The sequence below is a fragment of the Stenotrophomonas sp. genome, assembly GCF_032066555.1.
In the GTDB taxonomy this organism is placed as follows: Bacteria; Pseudomonadota; Gammaproteobacteria; order Xanthomonadales; family Xanthomonadaceae; genus Stenotrophomonas.
On sequence record NZ_DAMBKV010000017.1, the window covers coordinates 54,958 to 56,598 of the forward strand.

At 58.1% G+C, this 1,641-nt stretch carries 1 protein-coding gene and 5 tRNA genes (1 of these 6 only partly in view); 5 read left to right on the forward strand and 1 reads right to left on the reverse strand.

All coding sequences use genetic code 11. The features are described from left to right. Window positions 1-113: 113 nt before the first annotated feature. The gene (locus RT131_RS16125) at window positions 114-875 is read right to left on the reverse strand and encodes a Bax inhibitor-1/YccA family protein (protein WP_313173800.1); all 762 of its coding nucleotides are present in this window, start codon (window positions 873-875) and stop codon (window positions 114-116) included. A 140-nt stretch (window positions 876-1,015) separates the two neighbouring features. Here RT131_RS16125 and RT131_RS16130 point away from each other — a divergent pair. The 5 genes from RT131_RS16130 to RT131_RS16150 all read left to right on the forward strand — a co-directional run. Continuing rightward, a tRNA-Pro gene (locus tag RT131_RS16130) sits at window positions 1,016-1,092 on the forward strand. A 44-nt stretch (window positions 1,093-1,136) separates the two neighbouring features. Beyond that, window positions 1,137-1,213 (forward strand) — tRNA-Arg (locus RT131_RS16135). 35 nt (window positions 1,214-1,248) lie between these two features. Continuing rightward, window positions 1,249-1,325 (forward strand) — tRNA-His (locus RT131_RS16140). A 77-nt stretch (window positions 1,326-1,402) separates the two neighbouring features. Then, window positions 1,403-1,478: transfer RNA gene (locus tag RT131_RS16145), tRNA-Lys, on the forward strand. 113 nt (window positions 1,479-1,591) lie between these two features. Then, a tRNA-Lys gene (locus RT131_RS16150) sits at window positions 1,592-1,641 on the forward strand; it runs 126 nt beyond the window's last position.

The window sequence follows — 1,641 nt, forward strand, 5'->3', positions numbered from 1 at the left end:
GCCATGCTCGGCTGTGGCATTACCGATAACGCCTCTGCCGAGCATGGCTCGGCACTACAAACAACAAAGGGCGCCCAATGGGCGCCCTTTGCATGCAACCTGCCGCAGCTGCCTCAGTTGCGCGACTGCAGCTTCGACAGCAGGCGCAGGAACTCGATGTACAGCCACACCAAGGTGACCATCAGCCCGAACGCGCCGTACCACTCCATGTACTTCGGAGCGCCGGCTTCCACGCCGCTTTCGATGAAGTCGAAATCCAGCACCAGGTTCAGCGCGGCAATCACCACCACGAACAGGCTGAAGCCAATGCCGATCAGGCCCGAGCCGTGGATATAGGGGATGTTGATGTTGAACAGGCCCAGCACGATGGTGGCCAGGTACACCAGGGCGATGCCGCCGGTGGCCGCGACTACGCCGAGCTTGAAGTTCTCGGTGGCCTTGATCAGGCCGCTGCGGTAGGCGAACAGCAGCGCGAACAGCGTGCCGAAGGTCAGCAGCACGGCCTGGAACACGATGCCGTTGAAACGCACTTCATAGATCGCCGAGATCGAACCAAGGAACAGGCCCTCGGCCAGCGCATACAACGGCGCGCTGACCGGTGCCCAGGTCTTCTTGAAGATGGTCACCAGCGACAGGATGAAGCCGACGATCAGGCCGCCCCACATGTAGAACTTGGCTGCCGGCAGCAACTCGCCGCTGTCGCCGATGGTGCCGTTCCATGCGAACGCTGCGGTCAATGCGGCGAGCAGCAGCAGGAAGCCGGTCTTGTTGACGGTGCCGTTGATGGTCATCGCATCGGCGCCGCGTGACACCACGCTGCCGCTGCCAAGGTCGAGGAAGGTGGATTCGGAAAGGGCAGGGTTGCCGCTGCGCATGCAATGCTCCGTTGCTATGAAGTGGGCGGGAAACGGATGCCAGCATACCCAAATTAAACAAAATGAAATTTACCGTTGACAGACAGGCGCGTTCTTCCCACAATAGCCGACCTTTCCGGGGCATCGGAGAGATTCACCGCCGGGGTATAGCGCAGTCTGGTAGCGCGCCTGCTTTGGGAGCAGGATGTCGGGGGTTCGAATCCCTCTACCCCGACCATCCAACGCACCAAGCGCGTGTTGGAGTGCGACAATCCGGTCAGAGCGCCCGTAGCTCAACTGGATAGAGCACCGGCCTTCTAAGCCGGCGGTTACAGGTTCGATTCCTGTCGGGCGCGCCATCAGGTGCAAGCGGTAGGTGAGTAAGGTTTCAGTGGTGGCTGTAGCTCAGTTGGTTAGAGTACCGGATTGTGATTCCGGTGGTCGGGGGTTCGAATCCCCTCAGCCACCCCACTGTTTCAGGGCTTCGGAGTGAAATCCGGGCTTGCAATAAAAACCAGGTTGCGGCATTATTCGCCTCCTGATTTTCAGGGCTGTTAGCTCAGTTGGTAGAGCAGTTGACTCTTAATCAATAGGTCCAAGGTTCGAATCCTTGACAGCCCACCAAATCAAGAAAGCCGTTGGAGCAATCCAGCGGCTTTCTCTTTTTATGTAAGCCCGGTGTTTTGGGCAGGTGCGTAAGACACTCAATGTAGTGTAGAATTCACCTCGAAGTTTCAGGGCTGTTAGCTCAGTTGGTAGAGCAGTTGACTCTTAATCAATAGGTCCA